The organism is Curtobacterium sp. 260, from assembly GCF_030803485.1.
GTDB lineage: Bacteria > Actinomycetota > Actinomycetes > Actinomycetales > Microbacteriaceae > Curtobacterium.
On record NZ_JAURUY010000005.1, the window covers coordinates 1 to 23,035 of the forward strand.

General features: G+C 73.2%; 20 protein-coding genes and 1 tRNA gene. 7 read left to right on the forward strand and 14 right to left on the reverse strand.

Features of this window, described 5'->3' with window-relative positions; translation table 11 throughout:
• Positions 1 to 164: 164 nt before the first annotated feature.
• From mshC to J2X59_RS07830, 3 genes are all read right to left on the reverse strand, one after another.
• Positions 165 to 1,409 carry a cysteine--1-D-myo-inosityl 2-amino-2-deoxy-alpha-D-glucopyranoside ligase gene (mshC, locus tag J2X59_RS07820; RefSeq protein WP_326496291.1) on the reverse strand — a complete coding sequence of 415 codons (1,245 nt, stop codon included), beginning with the start codon at positions 1,407 to 1,409 and terminating at the stop codon, positions 165 to 167.
• The gene (locus J2X59_RS07825; protein WP_326496292.1) at positions 1,406 to 2,236 is read right to left on the reverse strand and encodes an undecaprenyl-diphosphate phosphatase; all 831 of its coding nucleotides are present in this window, start codon (positions 2,234 to 2,236) and stop codon (positions 1,406 to 1,408) included. Before J2X59_RS07825 ends, mshC begins: the two co-directional genes overlap by 4 nt.
• 61 nt (positions 2,237 to 2,297) lie before the next feature.
• A complete protein-coding gene (locus tag J2X59_RS07830) occupies positions 2,298 to 3,614 on the reverse strand; it encodes a M20/M25/M40 family metallo-hydrolase (protein ID WP_326496293.1) in 1,317 nt (438 codons plus the stop codon).
• A gap of 187 nt (positions 3,615 to 3,801) precedes the next feature.
• Between J2X59_RS07830 and J2X59_RS07835 the strand changes: the two genes are divergently transcribed.
• A tRNA-Leu gene (locus J2X59_RS07835) sits at positions 3,802 to 3,887 on the forward strand.
• Positions 3,888 to 4,063: 176 nt separating this feature from the next.
• Here J2X59_RS07835 and J2X59_RS07840 read toward each other — a convergent pair.
• The 7 genes from J2X59_RS07840 to J2X59_RS07870 form a co-directional block, all read right to left on the reverse strand.
• A complete protein-coding gene (locus J2X59_RS07840; RefSeq protein ID WP_326496294.1) occupies positions 4,064 to 4,645 on the reverse strand; it encodes a hypothetical protein in 582 nt (193 codons plus the stop codon).
• An 11-nt stretch (positions 4,646 to 4,656) separates the two neighbouring features.
• On the reverse strand, positions 4,657 to 5,796 hold the full coding sequence (locus J2X59_RS07845; protein ID WP_326496295.1) for a zinc-dependent alcohol dehydrogenase: 1,140 nt from the start codon (positions 5,794 to 5,796) through the stop codon (positions 4,657 to 4,659).
• Positions 5,797 to 5,978: 182 nt separating this feature from the next.
• Positions 5,979 to 7,307: an NAD(P)/FAD-dependent oxidoreductase gene (locus tag J2X59_RS07850; protein WP_066654372.1), complete on the reverse strand. Its 1,329-nt coding sequence runs from the start codon at positions 7,305 to 7,307 to the stop codon at positions 5,979 to 5,981.
• An 87-nt stretch (positions 7,308 to 7,394) separates the two neighbouring features.
• Positions 7,395 to 7,604: a hypothetical protein gene (locus J2X59_RS07855; protein ID WP_066654373.1), complete on the reverse strand. Its 210-nt coding sequence runs from the start codon at positions 7,602 to 7,604 to the stop codon at positions 7,395 to 7,397.
• Positions 7,601 to 9,400: a DEAD/DEAH box helicase gene (locus tag J2X59_RS07860; RefSeq protein ID WP_209683346.1), complete on the reverse strand. Its 1,800-nt coding sequence runs from the start codon at positions 9,398 to 9,400 to the stop codon at positions 7,601 to 7,603. The genes J2X59_RS07855 and J2X59_RS07860 overlap by 4 nt, the downstream gene beginning before the upstream one ends.
• 164 nt (positions 9,401 to 9,564) lie before the next feature.
• Positions 9,565 to 10,815 carry a DNA polymerase IV gene (gene dinB, locus J2X59_RS07865; protein ID WP_326496296.1) on the reverse strand — a complete coding sequence of 417 codons (1,251 nt, stop codon included), beginning with the start codon at positions 10,813 to 10,815 and terminating at the stop codon, positions 9,565 to 9,567.
• Between the two features lie 45 nt (positions 10,816 to 10,860).
• Positions 10,861 to 12,018, reverse strand: coding sequence for an acyl-CoA dehydrogenase family protein (locus tag J2X59_RS07870; RefSeq protein WP_326496297.1), 1,158 nt, complete (start codon positions 12,016 to 12,018; stop codon positions 10,861 to 10,863).
• 23 nt (positions 12,019 to 12,041) lie between these two features.
• Here J2X59_RS07870 and J2X59_RS07875 point away from each other — a divergent pair, with 23 nt between their 5' ends.
• Positions 12,042 to 12,833, forward strand: a complete 792-nt coding sequence (locus tag J2X59_RS07875; RefSeq protein ID WP_066654378.1) for an SGNH/GDSL hydrolase family protein — start codon at positions 12,042 to 12,044, stop codon at positions 12,831 to 12,833.
• Positions 12,834 to 12,906: 73 nt separating this feature from the next.
• Here the strand turns inward: J2X59_RS07875 and J2X59_RS07880 are convergent, their stop codons facing one another.
• Both J2X59_RS07880 and J2X59_RS07885 read right to left on the reverse strand, forming a co-directional pair.
• Positions 12,907 to 14,304 carry a serine hydrolase domain-containing protein gene (locus J2X59_RS07880; protein WP_326496298.1) on the reverse strand — a complete coding sequence of 466 codons (1,398 nt, stop codon included), beginning with the start codon at positions 14,302 to 14,304 and terminating at the stop codon, positions 12,907 to 12,909.
• Positions 14,305 to 14,314: 10 nt separating this feature from the next.
• The gene (locus J2X59_RS07885) at positions 14,315 to 15,646 is read right to left on the reverse strand and encodes a D-alanyl-D-alanine carboxypeptidase family protein (protein ID WP_326496299.1); all 1,332 of its coding nucleotides are present in this window, start codon (positions 15,644 to 15,646) and stop codon (positions 14,315 to 14,317) included.
• 140 nt (positions 15,647 to 15,786) lie between these two features.
• On the opposite strand from J2X59_RS07885, the gene J2X59_RS07890 reads away from it, so the two are divergent.
• Positions 15,787 to 16,998 (forward strand): acetamidase/formamidase family protein, encoded by a 1,212-nt coding sequence (locus tag J2X59_RS07890; protein WP_326496300.1) that lies wholly within the window; start codon positions 15,787 to 15,789, stop codon positions 16,996 to 16,998.
• Positions 16,995 to 18,569, forward strand: a complete 1,575-nt coding sequence (locus J2X59_RS07895; protein WP_326496301.1) for an AtzH-like domain-containing protein — start codon at positions 16,995 to 16,997, stop codon at positions 18,567 to 18,569. The genes J2X59_RS07890 and J2X59_RS07895 overlap by 4 nt, the downstream gene beginning before the upstream one ends.
• Before the next feature lie 36 nt (positions 18,570 to 18,605).
• On the opposite strand, the gene J2X59_RS07900 is transcribed toward J2X59_RS07895, so the two are convergent.
• Entirely contained in the window at positions 18,606 to 19,433 is an 828-nt protein-coding gene (locus J2X59_RS07900) for a TrmH family RNA methyltransferase (RefSeq protein ID WP_326496302.1), read from the reverse strand.
• 74 nt (positions 19,434 to 19,507) lie between these two features.
• Here J2X59_RS07900 and J2X59_RS07905 point away from each other — a divergent pair, with 74 nt between their 5' ends.
• The 3 genes from J2X59_RS07905 (at position 19,508) to J2X59_RS07915 (ending at position 21,957) form a co-directional block, all read left to right on the forward strand.
• Positions 19,508 to 20,431 carry a Sir2 family NAD-dependent protein deacetylase gene (locus J2X59_RS07905; protein ID WP_326496415.1) on the forward strand — a complete coding sequence of 308 codons (924 nt, stop codon included), beginning with the start codon at positions 19,508 to 19,510 and terminating at the stop codon, positions 20,429 to 20,431.
• On the forward strand, positions 20,428 to 21,063 hold the full coding sequence (locus J2X59_RS07910) for a histidine phosphatase family protein (protein ID WP_326496303.1): 636 nt from the start codon (positions 20,428 to 20,430) through the stop codon (positions 21,061 to 21,063). The genes J2X59_RS07905 and J2X59_RS07910 overlap by 4 nt, the downstream gene beginning before the upstream one ends.
• Positions 21,064 to 21,231: 168 nt before the next feature.
• A complete protein-coding gene (locus J2X59_RS07915; RefSeq protein WP_066654388.1) occupies positions 21,232 to 21,957 on the forward strand; it encodes a hypothetical protein in 726 nt (241 codons plus the stop codon).
• On the opposite strand, the gene J2X59_RS07920 is transcribed toward J2X59_RS07915, so the two are convergent.
• Positions 21,945 to 23,033, reverse strand: a complete 1,089-nt coding sequence (locus tag J2X59_RS07920; protein ID WP_326496416.1) for a glycosyltransferase family 4 protein — start codon at positions 23,031 to 23,033, stop codon at positions 21,945 to 21,947. The genes J2X59_RS07915 and J2X59_RS07920 overlap by 13 nt on opposite strands.
• Between the last annotated feature and the right edge of the window lie 2 nt (positions 23,034 to 23,035).

The following is a 23,035-nucleotide window of genomic DNA, read 5'->3' on the forward strand; positions in this document are numbered from 1 at the left end:
GCCCCGCCCCCCCCCCCCCCCCCGCCCCGCGCGGGGGCGCCCCCCCCCGCCCCTCCCCCCCCCCGCGCCCCCCTGCGGGGGGGGCGCCCCCCCCCCCGCCCCCCCGCGACGGCCACCGGCGGCACGTCGCGCGACCGGGAGAGCGCCTGCCCGAGCCTCCGGTCTCAGGCCAGGCGGATGCCGAGCAGGGCGTCGACGAGGTCGACCAGCTCCGGTGTCGCGCGCGTCCCCGCGGCGATCGCGGTGTCGACGGCGGCGACCGCACCGGGCGTGTCGAGGTCGTCGGCGACACGCGCGCGGATGCGGGCGATCGCGTCGGCGGCGTCGTCCTCGTGACCCGGAGCGTCGCCGGACGCCCAGGCGTCCCACGTCGCGAGCCGGGTGGTCGCGCTCGTCAGTTCGCCGTCGAACCACTCCCAGTCGTCCGAGTACCGGTGCGACAGCAGCGCGAGCCGGACGGCCCTCGGGTCGGCGCCGTCGTCGAGCAGGCCGCGCACGGTGACGAGGTTGCCGAGCGACTTCGAGATCTTCGACCCCTGGTAGGCGATCATGCCGGTGTGCACGAAGGCGTTGGCGAGCGGCTGGTGCGCGAGCGCGGCGGCGTGCCCGGCGCTCATCTCGTGGTGCGGGAAGACGAGGTCGCTGCCGCCGCCCTGCACGCTGATCGGCAGGCCGAGCTTGTCGCCCGCGATCACGCTGCACTCGATGTGCCAGCCGGGTCGTCCCGGGCCGAGCTCGGTGTCCCAGCTCGGCTCGCCGGCGCGCTCGGCACGCCAGAGCAGCGGGTCGAGCGGGTCGCGCTTGCCGGCGCGGTCCGGGTCCCCGCCCCGCTCGGCCGACAGCACGAGCATCGTCTCGCGGTCCAGGCGGCTCTCGTCGCCGAGCGCCCACGCCTCGGTGGGGCGGTTCACGTCGAAGTAGACGTCGTCGCCCTCGGAGTCGTCGGTCGGCACGTCGTAGGCGTACCCGGTCTCCTGCAGGTACGCGACGGCCTCGGCGATGCGCTCGACCTCGTCGGTCACCGCGACGAAGTGGTCCGGCGGCAGGACGCGGAGTGCCTCCATGTCGCGGCGGAACAGGTCGATCTGCGACGCGGCGAGCTCGCGCCAGTCGACGCCGTCCCGCGCGGCGCGCTCGAGCAGCGGGTCGTCGACGTCGGTGGTGTTCTGCGCGTACTCGACCTCGAGCCCCGCGTCCCGCCAGGCGCGACCGAGCGTGTCGAACGCCAGGTAGGTCGCCGCGTGGCCGAGGTGGGTGGCGTCGTACGGCGTGATGCCGCACACGTAGAGCGTCGCGCCCTCCGCGCCGTGGGTCGGGTCCACGGGCCGCCCGGCCGCGGTGTCGTGCACCACGGGTCGGGGCGCGTCACCGGGGACGGACGGGACGGACGGGACCTGCCAGGCCCTCACGGCTGGATCACTCCGAGCGACAGCAACACGATGAGCACGATACCGAGTGCGATCCGGTAGACCACGAAGGGCATGAAGCTGCGCTTCGAGATGTAGTTCATGAACGCGGCGATGACGACGAACCCGACGACGAACGCGACGACGGTCGCCACCAGCGTGTCGACGAGACCGAAGGGCGCGCCGTGGTCACCGAGGCTCGTCGCGGCCTCGTAGAAGCCGGACAGGAAGACCGCGGGGACGGCGAGCAGGAACGCGAAGCGCGCCGCGGCCGGTCGGGTGTAGCCGAGGGCGAGTCCCATCGACACCGTGGCGCCGGAGCGCGAGACGCCCGGGACGAGCGCCAGCATCTGGGCGACGCCGATGAGCAGGCCGTTCCGGAACGTCATCTGCTCGATCGGACGGACCTTGCGCCCGACGACGTCGAGCACGCCGAGCACGACGCCGAAGACGATGAGCACGATCGCCACGATCCAGAGCGACCGGAACGTGGTCTCGATGGAGTCCTTGAGCAGGAGTCCGGCGACCCCGATCGGGATCGTGCCGAGGATGACCAGCCAGCCGAGGCGGACGTCCGGGTCGCCCTTCGGCACGTCGCGCCGGAACACCGAGCGGAACCACCGCCCGACGATCCGGGTGATGTCCTTCCAGAAGTAGATCAGCACGGCCGTCTCGGTGCCGAGCTGCGTCACCGCGGTGAACGCGGCACCCGGGTCCTTCGCATCGGGCAGGAAGAGCCCGACGATGCGCAGGTGCGCGCTGGAGGACACGGGCAGGAACTCGGTGAGTCCCTGCACGAAGCCGAGGAAGATCGCCTCGAGGATGTGCATCGAGCGGGGCCTTTCGTGCCGGTCGTCGCGGGTCGCCGCCGAGGGGCGACCCGGCAATGTATCAGTACGTGGCGAGCAGGTCGCCGAGGACGCGCCGCCCGAAGGCGAGGGCGTCGAGGGGCACGCGCTCGTCGACGCCGTGGAACATCGCCGGGAAGTCGACGTCCTCCGGCAGCTGCAGCGGGACGAACCCGTACCCGGCGATCCCGAGCCGCGACATCGCCTTGTTGTCGGTGCCGCCGGACAGCAGGTAGGGCAGCACGGGCGCCCCGGGGTCGTGGCGCTCGAGCGTCCCGCGCACGGCGTCGACGAGGGGTCCGCCGAAGTCCTGCTCGAGGCCGACGTCGCGGTGCGTCATCACGACCTCGACGTCGTCGCCGGCGAGTTCCCGGACCCGCTCGAGCACGGTCTCCTCGTCGCCCGGCAGGCAGCGGAGGTCGACGAGGGCCTCGGCAGCGTCCGGGATCACGTTGTGCTTGTACCCGGCGCGGAGGACCGTCGGGTTGGTCGTCGTGTGCAGCGCCGCGTGGATGAAGCGCGAGGCGGACCCGGTCGCGAGGGCGACCTCGTCCGGCCCGGTCGTCACGGGGTCGACGCCGAGGAGCCGCGCGATCTCGCGGACCATCGCCTCGGTGGTGCCGGAGAGCCGGACCGGCCACTCCTCCGCTCCGATGCGCGCGACCGCGGCGGCCACCTTGGTCACCGCGTTGTCCCGCATCACGTGCGAGCCGTGCGCCGCGGTGCCCCGCGCGACGAGCTTGATCCACATCAGGGCCTTCTCGCCGGTCTGCAGCAGGTAGGCCCGCTGCCCGCCGAGGGTGACCGAGTACCCGCCGACCTCGCTGATCGCCTCGGTCGCGCCCGCGAAGACCTCCGGGTGCGTGTCGACGACGTGGTGGGCGCCGAGCACCCCGCCCGCCTCCTCGTCCGCGAAGAACCCGATGACGAGGTCACGCTCGGGTGCGCCCTGACCCTCGACCACGTCGCGCAACGCCGTCAGCATCATCGCGTCCATGTTCTTCATGTCGACCGCGCCGCGGCCCCAGAGCATGCCGTCGCGCACCTCGCCGCCGAACGGGTCCACCGTCCAGTTCGCGGGGTCGGCCGGCACCACGTCGAGGTGCCCGTGCACGACGAGCCCCGGCTTGTCGGCGTTCCGCCCTGCCACACGGGCGACGACGCTCACCCGGCCCGGCTCCGACTCGAAGAGCTGCGGCGCGAAGCCCAGGTCGCGCAGCTCCGCCTCCACGTACTGCGCCGCCTCGGTCTCGCCGACCGACCTGCCCTCGCCCCAGTTCGTGGTGTCGATGCGGATGAGGTCCCGCGCGATGGCGGCGGTGGCCTCGAGGTCCGGCACGGTCGGCAGGGCGTCGCTCATGCCGCCAACGCTACCGGCAGCCCGCGACGCACCTGCGTGCGCCCCCTGCTCGCCCGTCGTTCCGGGGGACTCGCCCGGGATGCGCGCCCGTGTTCATCGTGCGTTCAGAGCCGTGCTAATGTCTTCTCTCGGCAGGAACGCCGGGAAAACAGCCCGGAACGACAGCCGAACAAGTGAATGACACCCTGTCCGGGTGGCGGAATTGGTAGACGCGCTAGCTTGAGGTGCTAGTGCCCGTATTAGGGCGTGGGGGTTCAAGTCCCCCCTCGGACACAAGAAGAGAAGAGCCCCCTGGCCTGTCGGCCAGGGGGCTCTTCTCGTCCGTGCTCGCCCGGCGAGCATCGCGGGCCCGATGACCCGATGCACGCGCATCGTGCGACATCACCGCTGTCGAACGACGAGCGCGGTGTCGCAGGAGGCGCGCGGCGCGAGGGCCTCCGCCCCGCGTCTCAGTGACGCCGCAGGCGACGCACGACCAGCACCAGGCCGCCGAGGGCGGCGAGCCAGCCCCAGTTCGCCACGACCGGGTCGAGCAGCTGGTGGCGCCCGTCCCGTCGCGAGGAGCCCAGACGCGTCGAGACGGGCCGGTTGCCGAGCTCGGCGCGCCACCCGGTCTCGTGCACGACCCGGTCCGGTCGGCCGCGGAGCGCGTCCGTCACCCGGTGGGTGGCCACGTCGATCCGGTCGCCCAGCACGAGGAGCAGCCAGTGCGCCAGCCGTCCCTCGCTGTACCGGGCGTAGGCGAACCGCTTCACGACCCCGGCGAGCCCGGACAGCGGTTGCGCCGTCCCGAACACGGGCGTGACGTGGGCGTGCTCGATCGACCGCTCGCGGCCCTCGCCGCCGGGCTGTGGCTCGGGGACGTCCCAGTGGGCACCCGAGGCGAGTCCGACCTCGCGGGAGAGCTTCGGCACCGACGGACGGTCGGCCGGGTCGAGGTCGCTCCCCCACCCGGGGATGCGCTCACGGAGCTCCGCCGACGAGGGCACACGTCGGGGCGGGTCGGCGATGTAGGGCGTGTGGTCGGTCACGGGTGTCTCCTTCACGGCACGATCACCGTCTTGATGCAGTCGTCGAGCTTCGACGAGAACAGGTGGTAGGCCTCGTCGATGTGCTCGAGCGGGACCCGGTGCGTGATGATGTCGCTCGGACGGAAGTGTCCGGCCTGGATGTGCTCGAGCAGCCGGGGCCACTGGCGCTTGACCGGCGCCTGGTTCGTGTGGATCGTCAGGCCCTTGTTCATGGCGTCGCCGAACTTCACCGCGCTCGGGATCGGTCCGTACGCGCCGACGGCGGAGATCGTCCCGCCCTTGCGCACACCGTCGATCGCCCAGTTGAGCGCCGTCGGTGACCCGCCCTGCAGCTTGAGCTTCGACGCCGTGACCTGCTGGGTGAAGTTGCCGTCCGCCTCGGCACCGACGGCGTCGATCACGCTGTCCGCGCCGAGGAAGTCGGTCTGCTGCTTCATCTCGAGCACGACGTCGTCGACCTCGGCGAAGTTGATGGTCTCGGCGTGCGCGAAGGTGCGCGCCTTCTCGAGCCGGTACTCCAGCTGGTCGATGACGATCACGCGGCCGGCACCCATGAACCACGCCGACCGAGCAGCGAACAGCCCGACCGGGCCGGCGCCCAGCACCACCACGGTGTCGCCCTCGCGGATCGAGGCGAGCTGTGCGCCGAAGTAGCCCGTGCTCAGGGCATCGGTCATCAGGAGGGCGTCCTCGGCGTCCAGCCCCTCCGGGATGACGGACGGGCCGACGTCGGCGAACGGTACGCGGACGCGCTCCGCCTGCCCGCCGTCGTAGCCGCCTGTGGTGTGCGAGTACCCGTAGATGCCGCCGACGGCCGTCGCGTTCGGGTTCACGTTGTGGCAGTTCGAGAACAGCCCCCTCGCGCAGAACCAGCAGGAGCCGCAGTAGACGTTGAAGGGCACCATCACGCGGTCGCCGACGGCGAGTGACGCCACCGACGAACCGACCTCCTCGACCACGCCGATGAACTCGTGGCCGAAGGTGTGCCCGACGCGGGTGTCGTGCATCATGCCGTGGTACAGGTGCAGGTCGGAACCGCAGATCGCGGCCCGTTCGACCCGGACGACGGCGTCGTTCGGGTGCTCGATCCGCGGATCGGGCTTCTCCTCGACACGGACCCGGTACGGTCCGCGGTAGGTCATGGCACGCATGGGCGCTCCTCTCGTTCGTGGAGCCCACGCTCGCCTCGGTGCCGTGCGAGGCGATCCAGGACCGCGCGATCTGAGCAGAACGACCGGGACCGTCGACGGCGGACCGGCGAACGGACGGGAGGCGCGGTGCCGACCGGCACCGCGCCTCCCGTCCGTCCGTCACGAGGTGACGTCGACCTGTATCAGCTCTTGGAGGCCTCGACGAAGTTGCGTCGCGGGTCGGTCTCCTTGATGAGGCTGGTCGCGTCGCGGCCGGACACCGCACCGGTGATCCAGCCGATGACGATGCGGACCTTCCGGTTCAGCGTCGGCATCGCGTACACGTGGTACGAGCGGTGCGCGAGCCAGGCGAGCAGGTTCGTCATCTTGACGCCCTTGATGTTGCCGGCGCCCTTGCCGACACCGTACGAGGCGACGGTGCCGATCGACGGGTGGCGGTACTCCTCGAGCGGCTTGCCCGTGATCGTGGCGACCACGTTGTCCGCGGCGACGACGGCCTGGCGGACGGCGTTCTGCGCGTTCGGCGGGTAGTACGCCGGCTGCTTCTCGGCGGTCAGGTCGGGGACCTGCGCGACGTCGCCGAGGCCCCAGACACCCGGGACGACCTCGTGCGTGTCCTCGGCCTCGACCTGGAGCTTCGCGTTCGCAGCGAGGTGGCCCTTCGGACCACGCGGCAGGTCCGTGGCGTCGAGGAGCGGGTTCGGCTTGACGCCGGCGGTCCAGACGAGCAGCCCGGTGGCGAACTCGTCGCCGTCGGAGAGCTTGATGACCCCGCCCTCGGCGCTCGGCATGGTGGTCTTCAGCCGGACGTCGATGCCGCGGGCACGGAGCGACTCGAGGGTCCACTTCGAGAGCTCCGGGCCCACCTCGGGCGCGACGCGGTCGAGCGCGTCGATGAGCACCCAGCGCGGCTGCTCACCGGCGAGCGACGGGTAGGTCTTGATGGCGGCCTGCGAGACGTCGAAGAGCTCACCGATCGCCTCGACGCCGGTGTAGCCACCGCCGACGAAGATGCTCGTCAGCAGACGGCGACGCTCGTCCTCGTCACGGGTGGCAGCGGCCTTCGCGATGTTGTCGAGGAGCTTCGCGCGGACGTAGGCGGCCTCCTCCACGGTCTTGAAGCCGACGCCGTACTCCTCGAGCCCGGGGGTCGGGAACGTACGGGTCACCGAGCCGAGCGCGACGACGAGCTGGTCGTAGCCGAGCGTGCGGTCGTCGCCGCCGGCCGTGGCGATGGACACGGTCTTGTCCTTCGACGAGATGCCGGTGACCTTGCCCTGGATGACGCGGGTCTTCTTCAGCGCGCGACGGAGCTCGAAGGTGACGTCCTTCGGGGCGATGTGCCCGCCCGCGACCTCCGGCAGGAACGGCAGGTACGTGTAGTACGTGTTCTGGTCCACCAGCGTGATCCGCATCGGCACGGTCGCGGCGTGCTTCTGGAGCTGCTTGACCGTGGTGTAGCCGGCGGAGCCGCCGCCGAGGACGAGGACGTGAGGGATGGAGTCTGCCATGCACCCGGTCTACCGGAAGAACCCCTGTGACGTCACCAAGCCGCGCCGCCCGGTCCGTGCACCGCAACCGGATCGCTCACCGGGCGATCACCGTCCGGGCGGACGGTCCTGCAGGCGCCACCAGGCGGTCTCGGCCAGCTCGGGGCCGGTGTGGACGCCGTGCTGGGTGCGACGGGACTCGGTGAGCGAGAACCGGCGCAGGCGGTACCCGCCGCCGAAGCGGTCGATGATCGCCTCGGGTGAGGACTCCGGCGTGCGCTTCACCAGCCACGTGCGGTCGTCGACGGGCTCGATCACCGTCGGTTGCCGATCCGCGAGCGCAGCACGTCGATCCGCTTCTGGATCTGTTCGATGCTCGCCTGCGCCACGGCCGGCCCACCGCTGATCCGACGGAGCTCGGCGTGGATGGCCCCGTGCGGTTCGTTCGCGTGCCGGGACCAGATCGAGACGAGCCGTGCGAGCTCGGTCCGCTGCTCCTTGATGGTCTGGTACATCGGGCGCGACTCGTCGGGCTTGCTCTTGGGGAGGCCGTCCTTCGCCGCGCGGCCCTTCGACCGCTTCGCCTGGGATGCCTGCCGGGCCCGCAGGAGATCGCGCACCTGGTCGGGTTCGAGGAGCCCCGGGATGCCGATGAAGTCGAGTTCCTCGAGCGAGCCGACCTCGCCCCCGGTGCCGAACTCGCCGCCGTCGTAGAGCACCCGGTCGAACGACGCCTGCGAGTCGAGCGCCTCGAACGGCTGCACCTCGAGCAGGCTCTCGGACGCCCGGTCCTCCTTGTTGGCCTCGGCGACCATGGCGTCCTCGGGGTTGTACATCCCGTCGTCGCTGTCCTTCGGCCGGTCGAGGGCGTGGTCGCGCTCGAGCTCGAGCGACGCCGCGAGGGCCATCAGCCCGGGCACGCTCGGCAGGAACACGCTCGCGGTCTCGCCGCGGCGGCGGGCCCGGACGAAGCGCCCGATCACCTGCGCGAAGAACAGCGGTGTGCTCGCGCTCGTGGCGTACACGCCGACGCAGAGCCGGGGTACGTCGACGCCCTCGGACACCATGCGGACGGCGACCATCCAGCGCGAGGTGTCCTCGGCGTACGCCTGGATCCGGCTCGATCCGGCGGCCTCGTCGGAGAGCACCACGGTCGGTCGCTCGCCGGTGATCTGCTGCAGGATCCGGGCGTAGGCGCGCGCGGTCGTGGTGTCGGTCGCGATCACCAGGCCGCCGGCGTCCGGCACGCCGCGACGGACCTCGGTCAGCCGCTTGTCGGCGGCCGACAGCACGGCGGGCATCCACTCGCCCTCCGGCGAGAGCGCGGTCCGCCACGCCTGTGCGGTGATGTCCTTCGTGACCTGCTCGCCGAGGGACGCCGACATCTCGTCGCCCATGCGCGTCTTCCACCGCATCTGCCCGGCGTAGGCCATGAACAGCACCGGGCGGACGACGCCGTCCTTGAGCGCGCGGCCGTACCCGTAGTTGTAGTCGGAGATCGAGGTCCGGATGCCCTGCTCGTCGGGGGCGTACTGCACGAACGGGATCGGGGCCGTGTCCGACCGGAACGGGGTGCCGGAGAGGGACAGCCGACGGGTCGCCTTCGTGAAGGCCTCGCGGATGCCGTCGCCCCAGGTGAGTGCGTCGCCGCCGTGGTGGACCTCGTCGAGGATCACCAGCGTGCGACCGCCCTCGGTGATCTTCTGGTGGACCTCGGGGTTCATGCCGACCTGCGCGTAGGTGATCGCCACGCCCTGGTAGTGCCGCCCGAACATCCCGTCGCCGTTCTTGAACATCGGGTCGATCCGGATGCCCACGCGGTCGGCAGAGTCCGCCCACTGCCGCTTGAGGTGCTCCGTCGGGGCCACGACGACGATGCGGTCGACGGTGCCGCGGGCGAGGAGCTCCGTGGCGAGGCGGAGCGCGAACGTGGTCTTGCCGGCGCCGGGGGTCGCGGCGGCGAGGAAGTCGCGCGGCTCGGTCTCGAAGTACTTCGTGAGCGCCTCGACCTGCCACGCACGGAGCTTCGACGCGGTTCCCCACGCAGCCCGCTCCGGGAAGGCCGGTGACAGGTGCTCGGCGGCCGCGTTGCCCGCGTTCTCCGCCTGGACCACGGCCTCGTCGTGGGGTCGGGCAGCGCCCGGCGCGGCCGGTTCACCACCGACCGCGGACTGCTCCCGCGTCGCCCGGTCGTCGCCGTCCGGGGTGTCGCCCCACAGCGTCGCGGGCTGCTGCTGGTCGTCGTACTCCGCTGCGCTCACTTCACGCGATCCTACCGTCAGGCCGGGTCCTGCCGGGCGTGCGGCGGACGCTGCTCGGGCGTGCCGCGCACGAGCGAGGCGGGCCGGAGCACGCCGGCACCGAAGCGTGCGGCGACCGCGTCGACCGTCGTCTCGGTCTCCCGCCACGGCGCGTCGTCGTCCCACAGCGCGTTGCTCGCCGCTGCGGGGACGAGGTTCTCGCCGCGCACGCCGATCAGACGGATCCGGTTGCCGGGCCGGTGCAGGACGTCGTAGAGCTCGATCGCCTCGTGGTGGAGCCGCTTCGCCACGTCGGTCGGTTCGGCGAGCGTCCGGGACCGGGTGAGGGTGCTGAAGTCGGTGTACCGCACCTTGAGCGCGACCGTGCGGGCCTGCACGTCGGCGCGGCGCAGGCGCACGGCGACCTTGTCGGCCAGGCGCAGGAGCTCACGGGCGACGTCGTCACGCTCGGTCAGGTCACGTCCGAAGGTGACCTCGTGCCCGATCGACTTCTCGCTGACGCCGGTGTCGACCACGCGCGGGTCGCGGCCCCAGGACAGGTCGTGCAGACGCTGTCCGCCGGCGGGTCCGAGTGCGGCGACGAGTGATGGCAGCGGCGTGTGGGCGAGGTCCCCGACCGTGCGGATGCCACGGCGCTCGAGCTTCTCCTGCGTCGTGCCGCCGACGCCCCAGAGCGCCGCGACCGGTTGGGGGTGCAGGAAGGCCACGGTGTGCGCGGCCGGCACGACGAGGAGCCCGTCCGGCTTGGACCGGCTCGACGCGAGCTTGGCGACGAACTTGGTGGAGGCCGCGCCCACCGAGCAGTGGAGACCCGTCTCGGCGAGGACCGCGGCGCGGATGGCGGTGCCGATCTGCCACGGGGTGCCGTAGAGCCGGAGCGCACCGGCGACGTCGAGGAACGCCTCGTCGATCCCGAGCTTCTCGACCTTCGGGGTGAACTGCCCGAAGACGCGCATCACCGCGGCCGACTTCGCCGCGTACTTCTCGAAGTGCGGCTCGACGATGACGGCGTTCGGGCACCGGCGCTTCGCCACGGCCATCGGCATCGCCGAGTTCACGCCGTAGCGACGGGCCTCGTACGTGGCGGCGGTGACGACGGAGCGGTCCGAGTCGTGTCCGACGATGACGGGGAGCCCGCGCAGGTCGGGACGGTCCAGCAGTTCGACGGAGGCGAAGAAGGCGTCCATGTCGACGTGCAGGACCGTCGCCGTCACGTCGTCGACCGGACGCTCGGAGACGAGCCGGTTGCGTCCGTCCTGCTTGCTCACCCGGCGATGATGCCACGCACCACCGACACCCGGCCGGGCTCCGGCTCAGGCGAGCGGCCCGAGCTCCGCGGCGGCGATCGTCCGCGCCGCCGCGTCCCGCGTCGACGGGTGGTACTGCCCCGCACGGACGTCCCGCGCGAGCCGGGCGAGTTCCGACGACGCCCGGAACGCCGAGCCGCCGGCGAGCCGCAGCGCCTCGTCCACGACGTGCTGCGCCGCGTCCACCGTCCGCGCCTTGGTGCCGACCAGCAGCGGGAACCAGCGGGGGCCGAGGTCGTCCAGCTCGTCGACCGACCGGGTCAGGGCGGACACCTGCAGGGCGACCGCGTCGACCGCGCCGCGCAGGTCGGCGACCGCACGGCGGACGTCGGGGTCCTGCGACCGCGGGACACCGTCGCGCCCGCGTCGACCGGACACCGCTGCGACGGCCAGTCCGAGCGCCCGCTCGGCGATCCCGACGTACACCGACGCCACGAGCAGCTCGAACGCCGCGAACACCCCGAAGACGAGCGGGTCCTGCGTCGGACCGACGGGGAGCACCCGGACGATCCGCGACGCCGGCACGTGCACGCCGTGCAGCAGCGTCGTCCGGCTCTGGGTCGCGCGCATCCCGAGCGTGTCCCAGTCGTCGAGGTGCTCGACGTCGCCGTCGGACCGCAGCACGAAGCCGTGCACGAGCCGTGGCTCCGGACCGCTGGTGTCCTTGCCGAACACGCTGAGGACGTCCCACGCCGGGGCGAGCGAGGTGGACACCTTCGTGCCGGTGAAGCGGTAGCCGCCGTCGCCGTCCGGCTCCGCCGTCGTCGACGAGTCGAACAGCACGGCGTCGTTGCCCGGTTCGCTCACCCCGAAGGCGAGCAGGTGGTCGACCGCCGCGTGGTCGGTGACGGCCTGGAGGAACGACCCGCCCCGCGCCGTGACGGCGCGCGCCGCCTGCACCCACACCTGGTGCATCCCGAGCCCGAGCGCGGTCGCCGGCGCGGCCTGCGCGAGCCGCCGCTGCAGGGTGCTCGTCGCGGCGAGGCCGAGCCCAGCGCCGCCCTGCCCGACCGGGACGCCGATGCGCAGCCAGCCGGCCGCGCGCAGCTCCTCGAGGTCCTCGGCGCAGAACGCGTTCTCGGCGTCGTACCGCGGCGCGCGGGCGGCGATCCGCTCCAGCAGGTCCTGCGACAGCGTCCACCCGGTTTCGTCGGCCAACGTCATGCCACGAGACTACGGTCGGAGGCGTGTCAGCTCGTCATGCGTGGTCCAGGTACGTCGCGATCGGTGACTCGTTCACCGAGGGGATCGGTGACCCGGACCCCACCGTCCCCGGCGGCAACCGTGGGTGGGCCGACCGCGTGGCCGAGGTCCTCGCCGGCCGGGCGGACGGGTTCGCGTACGCCAACCTGGCGATCCGCGGGCGCCTGCTCGGGCAGATCGTCGACGAGCAGGTCGAGCCGGCCCTCGCGCTCCGCCCCGACCTCGTGACGGTGTCCGCCGGCGGCAACGACATCATCCGCCCCGGCTCGGACCCCGACGAGCTCGCCGAACGGTTCGACGGCATGGTCGGGCGGCTGCGGAGCGACGGCGCCACCGTCGTGCTCTTCACCGGCCCCGACGTCGGCATGACGCCGGTGCTCGGCATGGTCCGCGGCAAGACGGCGATCTACAACGAGAACCTGCACGCGATCGCGCTCAAGCACGGTGCCCTCGTCGCCGACATGTGGGCGCTCCGGGTCCTCCGCGACCCCCGGATGTGGGCGCCGGACCGCCTGCACCACTCCCCGACCGGCCACGCGACCGTCGCCGCGGCCGTGCTGGACGCCCTCGGGGTCGAGCACGGGCTCGACCCGGTGACGCCGGAGCCGCTCGAGGCCAGGCCGTGGCGCGAGGCCCGCGTCGAGGACCTCGGGTGGGCGCGCGAGTACCTCGTCCCCTGGGTCGTGCGGCGCATCCGGCACACGTCGTCCGGCGACGGCATCAGCGCGAAGCGGCCCGACCTGCAGCCCGTTGACGTGACGTCCGACACGCCCTGACCCGGAGTGCACCCTCGGTCGGAGGCCGCACCCCCGTGTGCGCGGCGCGGTGTCCGCCAGGGGGCGCGATCGGTCAGTCGACCGGGCGGCGCAGCGTGAGCGGCCCGTCGTGCAGCGGCTGCGTGGTCCACTCCCCCGTCGCCGTCCCCGCGGTCGGGTCGAGCCGGAGCCGGGCGGCGTGCGGGGTCTCGACGAAGCGGACGACGACCTCGACGGTGCCGTCGGGTCCGGTCGCACCGCTCGTGGCGAGCGGCCCCTCGACCGACCACGCGCCCTGACCGATCGGGACCGACAGCAGCCCGCGGTCGACGTCGACCGTGAGTCGCCAGCCCTCGGCGTCGGACTCCAACCGGAGCCCCTCGAGCACGCCGTCGGACTCGTAGGACCCGGCCACGGCGTCGGCCAGGCGACCGCCCTGCACCGGGGGCAGCCCGAGGGAGGCGAGCCGTGCCTCCAGACCGGGGTCCGCGTCGACACCGGCGGCCGTGCCCGCAGCGCCCCCGTCGCCGTCCTGCGGCGCGATCGCCGGCAGCAGGTGCTGCCAGGCCGCGTCGAGCACCGCCTGCATGTCGAGCGACTGCCCGGTCATGGCGAGCACGACGTCCTGCTCCGGCAGCACGACGCAGAACTGGCCGTACGCGCCGTCGCCGCGGAAGCCGTGGCGGGCCATCCAGAACTGGAAGCCGTAGCCCTGCCGCCAGTCCGCGTTCTCCTCGTGGGGGTTGTCGACCTGCGTGCTCGTGGCGGCGTCGACCCAGTCCTCGTCGAGGATGCGCTGCCCGTCCCACACGCCCCGCTGCAGGTACAGCTGGCCGAGCGCTGCGACGGCGGCCGTCGGCGCGTACGCACCGCTGAACCCGAGCTCGGCGCCCGTGTCGTCGCGCTTCCACGCGAGGTCGTCGATGCCGAGCGGGTCGAGCAGGCGCGGGCGCAGGTAGTCGACGAGGGACTCGCCGCTCGCCCGGCGGACGATCGCGGCGAGCGTGTACGTGCACGGCTGGTTGTACGCGAAGACCGTGCCGGGTTCCTCGTCCGGCGGGGTCAGGAGGAACCCGCGGACCAGGTCCTCCGGGTCGGTGGCCTCGGCCCGCTGCAGGGTCTCCTCGCGGTGCCCGGACGCCATCGCGAGCAGGTGTCGGACCCGGATCCGGCGACTGCGCGCGTCGGTGACGTCCGCGTCGAGCTCCGGGAAGCACGACAGCACCGTGGCGTCGAGGTCGACGAGCCCCTCACGGACGGCGATGCCGACGGCAGCGGCGGTGAAGCTCTTGCTGAGCGAGTAGAGCAGGTGGACGCGGTCCGCGGCGTAGGGGGCCCACCATCCCTCGGCGGCCACCCGGCCGTGTCGCAGCAGCACGATGCTGTGCGGCTCGACGTCCGGTGTCGACTCGAGGGCGTCGAGGAACGCGGTGATCCCGCGTGCGTCGATGCCGAGGGCGGACGGGGTGCTGCGCGGGAACGTCGTCGTCACGCTCGAGAGCCTACGCGGCGAGCCCCCAGCGCTGCGGTGGCGACGCGGGATCGAGCGACGTGGAGGCCGCGCGCGGGGCTGCGCCGGCGACGGCTGCCGTCGGACTCGTCTCGACGCCGCGGAACGGGTTCGTCCAGCGCCACCAGACCCCGGGGTCCTCGATGGAGCGCTCGAGCTCGAGCGGCACGGTCACGGGGTCGTGGTGCTCGATCGAGAACCGTACGGAGCCGACCCGCTCGCCCCGCTCGCCGAGCGTGACGCTGTCGAGCCGGGTGCGTGCGGTGACCGTCGTGTCGCCCCAGACCAGGACCTCGGCGGCATCGGCGGCCACGGCGTCGGCGTCGTCCCGCCAGGGCGTCGAGTAGGTGCCGAAGGTCTGGCCGGCGTGCGTGAGCGTGACCACCTGGAAGTTGTCGGCCACCGAGCGGAGCAGGCGGCGGACGTCGACGTCGAGCGACGGGTGGTCCCTGCCGCCGAGCATGACACCGACGACGGTGACCTGCCGGCCCCCGCGCTGGTACGTGGCGGCGAACAGCAGGCAGGCCCCCGCCTCGTCGAGCGTGCCGGTCTTGATGCCCTCGATGCCGTCCATCCCGAGGAGCTTGTTCGAGTTCTCGATCTCGCCCGCTCCGGGCACGGTCACCTGCTCCGTCCCGACGATCTCCTTCACGACGGGGTCAGCCAGTGCGAGCTGTCCGAGCCGCACCAGGTCGGTCGCCGTCGAGCGGTTCGCGGGGTCGAGGCCGGTCGGCTCGTGGATCGTCGTGTCGTCCAGCCCGTGCTCGTCCAGCCAGGCCGAGGCGGCGCGCTCGTAGCCGTCCATCGACCCGAAGGCCCACAGCGCGAGTGCACCGGCGTAGTTGTTCGCCGACTTCATGAGCATGACCTGCATGGTCTGGTGCTCGGACAGCCGCAGGCCGTCCGGCATCGGCGCCACCTCGCCGTTCTGCGCCAGGTACTCGGCGTAGAGCGCCTGCATCTGCGCGTCGAAGCGGATCGTCGGGCCGGACTCCCCGCGGTCGAGCGGTCGCGCATCGAGCACGACCAGGGCCGTCACGACCTTGGTGATGCTCGCGATCGAGCGGGCCTTCGTGTCCCCGCTGGTGCGGAGGCTCTCCGGGAACCCGGTGGCCTGGACCGCGGTCGCCCCGTAGCCCGGGAACCGCAGGTCCGGCAGGGTCGAGGTCGGGGCGGAGTACTTCGTCGTGGTGGCGCTCGCCGGCGCGAACGGCACGACGGCGACGGCCACCAGGTACCCGACGGCGAGCAGGAGCACCGCGACGACGCCGATCGTCACGGGCCTCCTGACGGCGGAGCGGGGGCTGCGGACGACACGGGGCACGGGAACCGAGGGTACCGGGCAGTCCCGGAGTGCCGGCCGACAGCGAGCCGCCGGTCGTCCCCCGACCGTCGTGTGACGAACACGTAAAACATCGCGCTCCGGGATCCGTGCGTCGCCCGGCAGCCCCTAGCGTGCTGGACATGCACCACGGAACCACCCCGGGCGCCACGCGTGGCGGCCGCACCACCGCCCCGTCCACCGGCCCGGCCACCGACCCGGCCGAGGGCACGACGACCGCACCGGGCCCGGCTCCGGCCCCCGCTCCGGTGCTCCAGCCCGGCACCGGCCCGGTCCGGTCGTCGCGGTACCTGCCGGCCGAGGCCGACCAGGTGCTCTGGGGACGGCTCCCGAACGGCGACGACCGCCCGGTCGTGACGCTCGCTCCCGGTGACGACCTGACGATCGACACCGTGAGCCACGAGGGGCTCCTGCCGGACCAGGGCAGTGACCCCGTCGCCTTCTTCGGCCGCCACGGCGTCGCGCCGGAGCACGTGCTCGCCGACGCGGTCGCGATCGCCCGGACCGGTCGCCGCGACCCGGAGCGGGACGGCCCGCACGTGGTCACCGGGCCGATCGCCGTCGACGGTGCCGAGCCGGGCGACGTCCTGACCATGACCGTGCTCGAGACGCTCCCCCGCGTGCCGTACGGCGTGGTGTCGAACCGGCACGGCCGCGGGGCCCTGCACGGCGAGTACCCGGTCGACGGGCGCACCGTCAGCGTCTTCGCCGACGTGGTGCCCGCCGATGACGGGCCCGGCGACGACCGGCTCCTCGGACGCATCCCGCTCACCGAGCGCGGCGACCGGTACGCCCGGTTCCCGCTCGCGCCCTTCCTCGGCATCATGGGCGTCGCGACCCCCGGGGAGCGGCTGCACTCGGTCCCGCCCGGACGTCACGGCGGCAACATCGACGTCAACCTGCTGCAGGCCGGTGCGCAGCTCCACCTGCCGGTCCTCGTGCCGGGTGCCCTGGCCTACGTCGGCGACCCGCACTTCGCACAGGGGGACGGCGAGGTCGCGCTCACCGCCATGGAGGCCTCCCTCCGTGCGACGGTGCGCTTCGACGTCACGCCGGCCGCCGAGGCAGCGCAGCAGTTCGGGGAGCTCGTCTGGCCGCTCGTCGAGACGCGGGACCACCTGGTGCCGACCGGACTCGACCCTGACCTCGACGAGGCCGTCCGGGCCTGCGTCCGGCACGCGATCGCGATCCTGGGCGCGCGGTACGGCATGGAACCGCACCTGGCGTACGCCTACCTCAGCGCGGCGACGGACTTCGACGTGTCGCAGGTGGTCGACCTGGTGACCGGGGCGCACGCCCGCATCCGCAAGGCCGACTTCGCGGACGTCCGGTGACGGCCGCGGCACGGCCGATCGACGGTCCGTCGGCACCGACCGGACTCCTCGACGCCCTCGACGCCTACGAACGGGCACTCGCCGACGACGACCTCGCGGCGCTCGACGACGCGTTCGTCCGCTCCGCCGACACCCTGCGCGGCGACGACCGCGGCCTGCTCGTCGGGCACGACGCGATCAGCACCTTCCGCGGTGCGCGGGGTGGAGTAGCACCGCGCCACCTGTCCCGCACCGAGGTCCGGGTGCTCGCCGAGGACCTCGCCCTCGTCGTCTCCGTCGCCGCGTTCCGCGACGGCGGCTCGGGTCTGCAGACCCAGCTCTGGCGCCGTCAGGCCGACACGTGGCGCATCGAGGCGGCACACGTCACCGGGCGGACCCGACCCCTCGACACCACCGTGTGGCGCGTCGTCGGCGACCCGCTCCTCCCGCCGACCGGCCGCGGCCGTCTCGACGGCGCCACGGTGGCGGTCAAGGACCTGTACGCCGTCGCCGGCCACCGCGTCGGGGCCGGCAACCCGACGTACCTGCAGGAGTCCGTGCCCGTCCCCGCCTCCGCAGCGGCGGTCGCCGCCCTCCTCGACGCCGGCGCGTCGGTCCGCGGCATCGCGCGGACGGACGAGTTCGCCTACGCGCTGACCGGACGCAACGAGCACCACGGCACCCCGCCGAACGGCGCCGACCCGTCGCGTGTGCCGGGAGGCTCGTCCAGCGGATCAGCGTCGGCCGTCCGTTCCGGGGTGGCGGACGTCGGACTCGGCACGGACACCGCGGGATCGCTGCGGATCCCCGCCTCGTACCAGGGGCTCTGGGGCCTGCGGACGACCCACGGCGTCGTCGACCGCGCCGGACTGCTGCCGCTCGCGCCGTCGTTCGACACCGTCGGGTGGCTGACCAGGGACGCCGACACCATGGTCCGTGCCCTCGACGCCTCGGTGCCGCACGGGTCGCACCCCGTGTCGGAGGCCGGGGCGCCGGTCGTGCTCGCGGAGTTCCTCGCCGCCGCGGACCCGGCGACGCAGGACGCCGTCCACGCCGTCGTCGGTGACCTGCCGGTCGTGACGCTCGACGACCTCGGGCTCCCCGCGCTCGAGGACCTCCGCGAGCTCCTGCGGCTCGTGCAGGGTGCCGAGGCGACGGCGGCGCACGGGAAGTGGATCGCGGCCCACCCCGGCGCCCTCGGGGCCGTCGTCGGGCAGCGGTTCGCCGCGGCCGCCGCGAACCCGCCGGACCTCGTCGCGGAGGCCCTCCGGCGCTTCCCCGGGGTCCGAGAAGCGATCCGAGCGGCCCTGGTCGACCGGGTGCTCGTCACGCCGACCGCTCCGGGCCCGGCCCCGTCGCTCGGCGCCGGCGCGGAGGAGCTCGAGCGCGTCCGCACCGCGACGACCACCATGACGGCGCTCGCGAGCGTGGGCGGGGTGCCCTCCCTGAGCGTGCCGGGGCTCACCGTCGACGGCGCACCCGTCGGCCTGTGCCTGACCGGCGGGACCGGCACCGACCGAGCACTGGTGACCACGGCGGACCGCTGGCTGCGCGACGGGGTCGGCACGAGTCTCCCGGCCGGCGCTGCCTGAAGCGGTACGCCGGGCCGTCGACGAGCGGTCAGCTGGTCAGGTGGTCGGACGTGCAGCGCGCTGCGCGTGCGTGACCGCCCAGAGCCCCACGGCGCTCGCCGCCGCGACGTTGAGCGAGTCGACGCCGTGCGCCATCGGGATGCGGACCGTCGTGTCGGCGGAGGCGATCGCGGCGTCGGTCAGGCCCTGCCCCTCCGTGCCCATCACGAGCGCGACCCGCTCGGGGACGTCGGCGACGAACGCGTCCAGGTCGACCGAGCGGTCGTTGAGCGCCATCGCGGCGAGGTGGAAGCCCTGCGCGCGGAGTTCCTCGCCGGCGGCCGGCCACTCCCCGATGCGGGTCCACGGCACCTGGAGCACCGTGCCCATGCTCACCCGGACACTCCGGCGGTACAGGGGGTCCGCGCAGCGCGGGCTCACCAGGACCGCGTCCGCCCCGAGGCCGGCGACGCTGCGGAACACCGCGCCGACGTTGGTGTGGTCGACGACGTCCTCGAGCACCACGACGACCTTCGCGTCCCGGACCACGTCGGCCACCGACGGCAGCTCCGGTCGGTGCATCGCGGCGAGGGCACCCCGGTGCATCCGGAAGCCGGTGAGGTCCTCGAGCAGCGCATCCGGTCCGACGAAGACCGGGCCGTCGTGGTCCGCCACCAGGGGCAGCACGCTGTCGAGCCACTTCTCCTGCACGATGACGCTCCGCGGGACGTGCCCGGCGCGGACCGCGCGCTCGATGACCGTGTTCGACTCGGCGATGTACAGCCCGCCCTCGGGCTCCGTGACCCGCCGCAGCGCCACGTCGGTGAGCCGGGCGAAGTCGTCGAGTCGGGGGTCGTCGAGGGAGTCGATGCGGACGGGGTGCACGGGGCTCGTTTCGTGGGAAGGCGGCTGGGCGTTCGGCTGTTGAGGGTACCGTGGACGACGTGCTGACCGACCCGATGACGGACGAGCTCGACCGCGTCGTGGAGCTGCTGACGGGCAAGCGCGTCGCCGTGCTCTCCGGCGCCGGGCTGAGCACCGACTCCGGCATCCCCGACTACCGCGGCGCGGGCCGGGTGGTGCGGAAGCCGATGACCTTCCAGGAGTTCCGCTCCGACCCGGCGAAGCGCCAGCGCTACTGGGCCGGTTCGCACCTGGGGTGGCGTACCTTCGCCGCCGCCCGGCCGAACACCGGTCACCGCGCGCTCGCCGCCCTCGAGGACGCCGGCATCGTCACCGGGGTCGTCACGCAGAACGTCGACGGCCTGCACCTCCGTGCCGGGTCCCGGCGGGTCGTGGAGATCCACGGCTCGATGGACCGCGCGGTCTGCCTGACGTGCGGGCAGGTGTTCTCGCGTGCCGACCTCGCCGGTGTGCTCGACCGCGAGAACCCCTGGATCGACGAGCCGGGCACGGTGCAGCTGCAGCCGGACGGCGACGTCGAGATCACCGACGTGGAGCGCTTCCGGGTGCCCGACTGCTCGGTGTGCGGCGGGGTGCTCAAGCCGGACGTCGTGTTCTTCGGCGAGTTCGTGCCCGCCGAGAAGTTCCGCGAGGCCGTCTCGATCGTCGCGGACGCCGACGCGCTGCTCGTCGTGGGCTCGTCGCTCACCGTGAACTCCGGCGTCCGACTGGTCGACCACGCCACCCGGCGGAAGCTCCCGGTCGTCATCGTGAACCGGGGAGCCACCCGCAGCGACCGGCGCGCGGTGGTGAAGCTCGACGCCGGCACGACGGAGACACTCGAGGCCCTGGCCGCGCGGCTCGTCCCGTCCGCCGCGGTGTCGGCTGCACCGGCGCCGTCCGCTGCGGAGTCGTCCGCTCCGGTGTCGGCTGCTCCGGTGTCGGCTGCTCCGGAGCGCTCTGGCAGGATCGACGGGTGACGACGCTCCTCACCCTGGTCCGGCACGGCGAGACCGACTGGAACGCGCAGCGGCGCATCCAGGGATCGACCGACATCCCCCTCAACGACACCGGGCGTTCCCAGGCCGCGGCCACCGCGCTGCTCCTCGGTCGCCGACGGTTCGACGCGGTCGTCGCGTCACCGCTGTCACGCGCGTTCGAGACCGGCGCGATCATCGCCCGCCGCCTCAGGTTGCCGGAGCCGACCACCCACCCGGGTCTCGCGGAGCGCTCGTACGGCGAGGCCGAGGGGCTCACCGACACCGAGGTCGCCCAGCGCTACCCGCACGACGACGTCCCCGGACGGGAGTCCCGCTCCGCGCTGCTCGCACGGGCGACCGAGACGCTGGCCGAGATCGCCGTCCGCTTCGACGCGGGGTCGGTCGTGGTCGCCACGCACGGTGCCGTCATCCGGGCCGTCGTCAACGCCGCGGCTCCCGGCACGGCGGACCGGTACACGACGCCGATCCGCAACGGGTCCGTGCACTCCTTCCGCTGGGACCCCGAGCGGTTCCGTGCCGAGCTCGTCCGCTTCGACGACCCGCTCGACGAGGTCTCGGAGCAGACGGACGATGAGTCCTTCGCCGAGCAGAACCCGCTCGAGCGCCGGTAGCGCGGGCGGCGGCCCGTCGCGCACGGTGGACCGGTACCGGACGGTGGACCGGTACCGGACCGTTACCTGCGGCTCCGCGAGCGCGGGGGCCCGCTCGGACTAGGCTCCGGTCCACGGGCGGCCCGACCACCGTCCGGTGGTGCTCGCACCCGTGCGCGAGGAGGGGCCGTGACGAACCAGGGACCGGTGGACGACCGAGTCGACTCGTCCGACGACCTCGACCGGGCGTTCGGCCCGGACACGGCCTCCGTCACCCGGCCGTCCACCGGCCAACGACTCCGACGCGGCACCGTCATCACGCTGTCCTTCGTCGCGGTCGGCGTCGTCATCGCCGTCGTCCTGTCGACGATCGTCGGCAGCATCCAGACCGGGGTCGGCGGGGTGTTCCCGCGACCCCAGGCAGCGCTCGACCGGTTCCGGACCGCGGCGGCCGACGTACCGGGCGTGCTCGCCGTCCGTGACGAGGAGACCACGCGCGACTCCCTCGCGGCCTACCGGGTGTCCGCCGTCGTCGAGGCGTCACCGGACCTGTCGCCCGGTCAGCAGGTCGACCTCGTCCGCGCCCTGAGCGCCGCGGCGGCCGACGCGGACGGCAGCGGAGTCGTCGTGTCGGCGGAGGCCCGCTTCGACACCCTGGTGGTCGGGGTCACGACGGACGCCGAGGTCACGCGACAGCGGCTCGAGGTCGCTCGCTCGGTCGCGGCGATCGGCGGGGTCGTCGCGGTGCGCAGCGACTGGGGTCCGGGGGCACCGTCGGACGAGCCGGACGCGCAGCGCGTCGAGCTCGCCACGGTCGGCACCGGTGTGGCCCTCGCCGCGATCATGGACGTCGCACAACGTGAGACGCACGGGGTCTTCCCCGGCGCCGAGGTGACCTCGCGTCAGCCGTCCTGACGACACCGCTGCTGTCGGTCCTGCACCGCGCGCTCGACGGCCCGGGTCACCTGTTCTGCCGAGTCCTGCCACCGGAACCGGGCCGCCCGCTCGAGCGAGGCCCGCGATGCCTCGTCCCAGCGGTCCTCGAGTCGCCGCACCGCCGCTGCCACCGCGGACGGCGACGACGGGTCGAAGTACTCGGCGGCGTCCCCGCCGATCTCGCGGAAGATCGGGACGTCGCTGACGACCACCGGGGTCCCCACACCCATCGCCTCGACGAGGGGGATGCCGAAGCCCTCGTCGAACGAGGCCGTCGCCAGCGCCGTCGCCCCGCGCAGGGTCGCCAGGTACTCGTCGTCGGAGGCACCGTCGTGGAAGACGATCGCCCCGGGCGGCGCCAGGGCCTCGAGCCGTCGTCGGTCCGCGTCGGACACCCGCGACATGCAGTGCAGCGTCCAGTCGGCTCCGAGCAGGGGCAGTGCGGCCGCGAGCGTCTCGACGTTCTTGTACGGCATGAACGACCCCATGTAGACGAGCGTCCGCGCGCGGCTCCCGTCGGGCTCGCGGGGCACGGCCGGGTCGGCCGCGTTGTACGCCACCGTGACGGGGCGCTTCGTCAGACGGTGTCGCTCGATGAGCCCCGCGGTGGTCTCGGACACCGTCACGACGCCGTCCGCGCCGTTCAGCAGCAGGCGTTGCGGCGCCCAGCTCAGGTGGAAGAGCCGCCAACCGAGCCGGATCGGCCACGAGAACTCCCGCGGAGGCGTGCGGTTCCGGTAGTAGATGAGGTCGTGCAGCGTGAGCACGAGGGCGTAGCGGCGGCCGCGGGACCCCATGGTCTGCATCGGTGAGAAGACCGCGTCGAGACCGAGCCGGTTCACCGTCCGGGCCACGAGCGGCTCCCCCGCGTCCGTCGGGGCCGGGATGCGTTCCCACGGGATGCCGTCGGGCAGCGACGCGAGCTGCCGTTCGTCGTGCACGAGCAGGACGTGGTCGTGCCGGTCGGGCAGGTGCGCGACGACGCCGGCGGTGAAGCGGCTGATGCCGTCGTGCCGACCGATCCGGACGTACCGGCAGTCGATGCCGATCTGCAGGC

Coding starts and splice junctions, on each gene's coding strand:
- J2X59_RS07830 (WP_326496293.1), bottom strand. CDS start 3,614: ATGAGCGACGCCCTGCCGACCGTGCCGGACCTCGAGGCCACCGCCGCC.
- J2X59_RS07850 (WP_066654372.1), bottom strand. CDS start 7,307: ATGGCAGACTCCATCCCTCACGTCCTCGTCCTCGGCGGCGGCTCCGCC.
- J2X59_RS07905 (WP_326496415.1), top strand. CDS start 19,508: ATGACGGACGAGCTCGACCGCGTCGTGGAGCTGCTGACGGGCAAGCGC.
- J2X59_RS07845 (WP_326496295.1), bottom strand. CDS start 5,796: ATGCGTGCCATGACCTACCGCGGACCGTACCGGGTCCGTGTCGAGGAG.
- J2X59_RS07825 (WP_326496292.1), bottom strand. CDS start 2,236: ATGCACATCCTCGAGGCGATCTTCCTCGGCTTCGTGCAGGGACTCACC.
- J2X59_RS07870 (WP_326496297.1), bottom strand. CDS start 12,018: ATGACGTTGGCCGACGAAACCGGGTGGACGCTGTCGCAGGACCTGCTG.
- J2X59_RS07890 (WP_326496300.1), top strand. CDS start 15,787: ATGCACCACGGAACCACCCCGGGCGCCACGCGTGGCGGCCGCACCACC.